Below are 2,284 nucleotides of genomic sequence, written 5' to 3'. Positions count from 1 at the left end.
AGGGAACCAGACGGGAGGAAAAAATGGCATTCTTCAGAAGCAGTGGCGATCGCGTGCCGAGCGCTATCGAGGCAATGGCGGTCGAAGCACGCGCGGGTCGTGTCGATCGGCGCGAGTTCCTGGCGCTGGCAAGCGCCTTCGGCGCATCGACGGCGCTTGCCTACGCCATGATCGGCCTTGCCGTGCCGGATCGGGCCTTGGCCGAAGAGCCGAAGAAAGGCGGAACGCTGCGCGTCTCGATGTCGGTGAAGGGGCAGAAGGATCCGCGCACCTACGACTGGGTTGAGCTGGCGAACATTTCGCGCTGCTGGCTGGAGCCGCTTGTCCGCTATACTAGGCAGTTCACCTTCGAGCCGGTTCTGCTCGAAAGTTGGGATATCAATGACGACGCCACCGAATACGTGCTGCATGTGCGCAAGGGCATCACATGGAACAACGGCGATGCCTTCAACGCCGATGACGTCGCTCACAATCTGACGCGCTGGTGCGAGAAGAATGTCGCCGGCAATTCCATGGCCGCCCGTGTCGGCGCGCTGATCGACGCAAAGACCGGCAAGGCCAGGGATGGCGCGATCACCAAGGTCGACGACAACACGGTCAAGCTGAAGCTAAGCGAACCAGACATTTCACTGATCCCGAATTTCACCGACTATCCGGCGCTCGTCGTGCATCGCAACTTCGATGCCGACGGTGCCGATCCGATCAAGAAGCCGATCGGCACGGGACCGTTCGAACTGGTCTCCTACGATGTCGGCCAGAAGGCGGTCGTCAAGCGTCGCGAGAATGGCAAATGGTGGGGTGGTGAAGCGCCGCTCGACAGCGTCGAGTTCATCGACTACGGCACCGATTTCAACGCCACCGTGAACGCGTTCGAATCCGGTGAGATCGACCTCAATTTCGAGTCGCCCGCCGACTTCATCGACATTCTCGACAAGATGGATCTGGTGAAATCGGAGGTGGCGACGGCGACGACGCTGGTTGCCCGCACCAACATCACCCACAAGCCTTATGACGACAAGCGGGTGCGCAACGCCTTGCAAATGGCCGTCGACAACAATGCGGTCCTCCAACTTGGTTATGCCGGGCGAGGCACCCCTGGCGAAAACCACCACGTTGCCCCGATCCATCCGGAATACTATCCGCTGCCCAAGAAGACACGCGACGCCGCCGGCGCCAAGAAGCTGATGGCGGAAGCCGGACAGGCTGACTTCGAGCATGAGCTGATCACCATCGAGGACGATTGGCAGAAGAATACCGGCGACGCCATTGCCGGCCAGCTGCGCGATGCCGGGATCAAGGTGAAGCGCACGGTACTGCCAGGTTCGACCTTCTGGAACGACTGGACGAAATATCCCTATTCGATGACGATCTGGTACATGCGCCCGCTTGGCGTCCAGGTGCTGGCGCTGGGCTATCGCACCGGCGAGGCCTGGAATGAATCGGCATATTCCAACCCCGATTTCGACGCCAAGCTCAAGCAGGCGCTATCGCTCATCGACGTGGAGAAACGACGCGAGGTCATGAAGGATGTCGAGCAGATCCTGCAGGATTCGGGCGTCATTATTCAGCCGTTCTGGCAGAAGCTCTACAGCCACCAGAACAAGAAGGTGAAGAACTATGGTGTCCACCAGACATTCGAGATGGACCTTCAGAACGTCTGGCTGGACGGCTGAAACAAGGCGCGGCAGGACTTCATGAGCCGCAAAAAAGCCGATATGCAGGATGCGTGGTATTGATAGGCTCAAGCCATCAAAAGCCGGAGATTCTGCATGGGACTGACAGTGCTCGTTGCCGCCCTTTCGATAGCCCTGCCGGACGCCGCCGTCGCCGGACCGGCGTCCGACGCGGTGAAGTTCTTCTATGTCCCGGCGGTCAAGTTCGAGGCCGACGAACAATATCGGGATCGGTTCACCGAACCGGTGACGAAACTGTTCGAGCTGAACGACCAGGCAACGAAGACGAACCCGGACCAGGTCGCCTGCATCGATTTCGATCCTGGTCTCGACGCCCAGGATTTCGATCAGAAAACCGTCTCGAAAACGCTGAAACTGTCTGAGAAGCTGGATGGCGATAACGCACAGGTCACGGCATCCTTCAGCCTGTTCTCCGAGGGCGATGATTCCAAACGTGAAATGCTCTGGTCGCTCAAGAAGATCGACGGCAAGTGGAAGATATCGGACATCGCTTCCAAGACCAGCGACTGGACGCTCAGCGCGCTGGAATGCATGGCCGGCCAGACGCCGGAGTGAAGCGATGGCCCATCGCCGGTTCCTGGCGCTGTCGG

At 59.4% G+C, this 2,284-nt stretch carries 2 protein-coding genes; both read left to right on the top strand.

The genetic code is table 11. The annotated features are described in order from the left end of the window. Nucleotides 1–23 precede the first annotated feature (23 nt). On the top strand, nt 24–1,673 hold the full coding sequence (locus EOC06_RS20165) for an ABC transporter substrate-binding protein (RefSeq protein WP_128308610.1): 1,650 nt from the start codon (nt 24–26) through the stop codon (nt 1,671–1,673). Between the two features lie 96 nt (nt 1,674–1,769). Next, nucleotides 1,770–2,249, top strand: a complete 480-nt coding sequence (locus EOC06_RS20160; RefSeq protein WP_128308606.1) for a DUF3828 domain-containing protein — start codon at nt 1,770–1,772, stop codon at nt 2,247–2,249. Nucleotides 2,250–2,284: the final 35 nt, after the last annotated feature.

This window comes from Mesorhizobium sp. M7A.F.Ca.MR.362.00.0.0, from assembly GCF_004023175.1.
Classification (GTDB): Bacteria; Pseudomonadota; Alphaproteobacteria; order Rhizobiales; family Rhizobiaceae; genus Mesorhizobium.
Note: the sequence above shows the minus strand (reverse complement) of the source record. Positions and strands in the feature narration are given on the sequence as shown.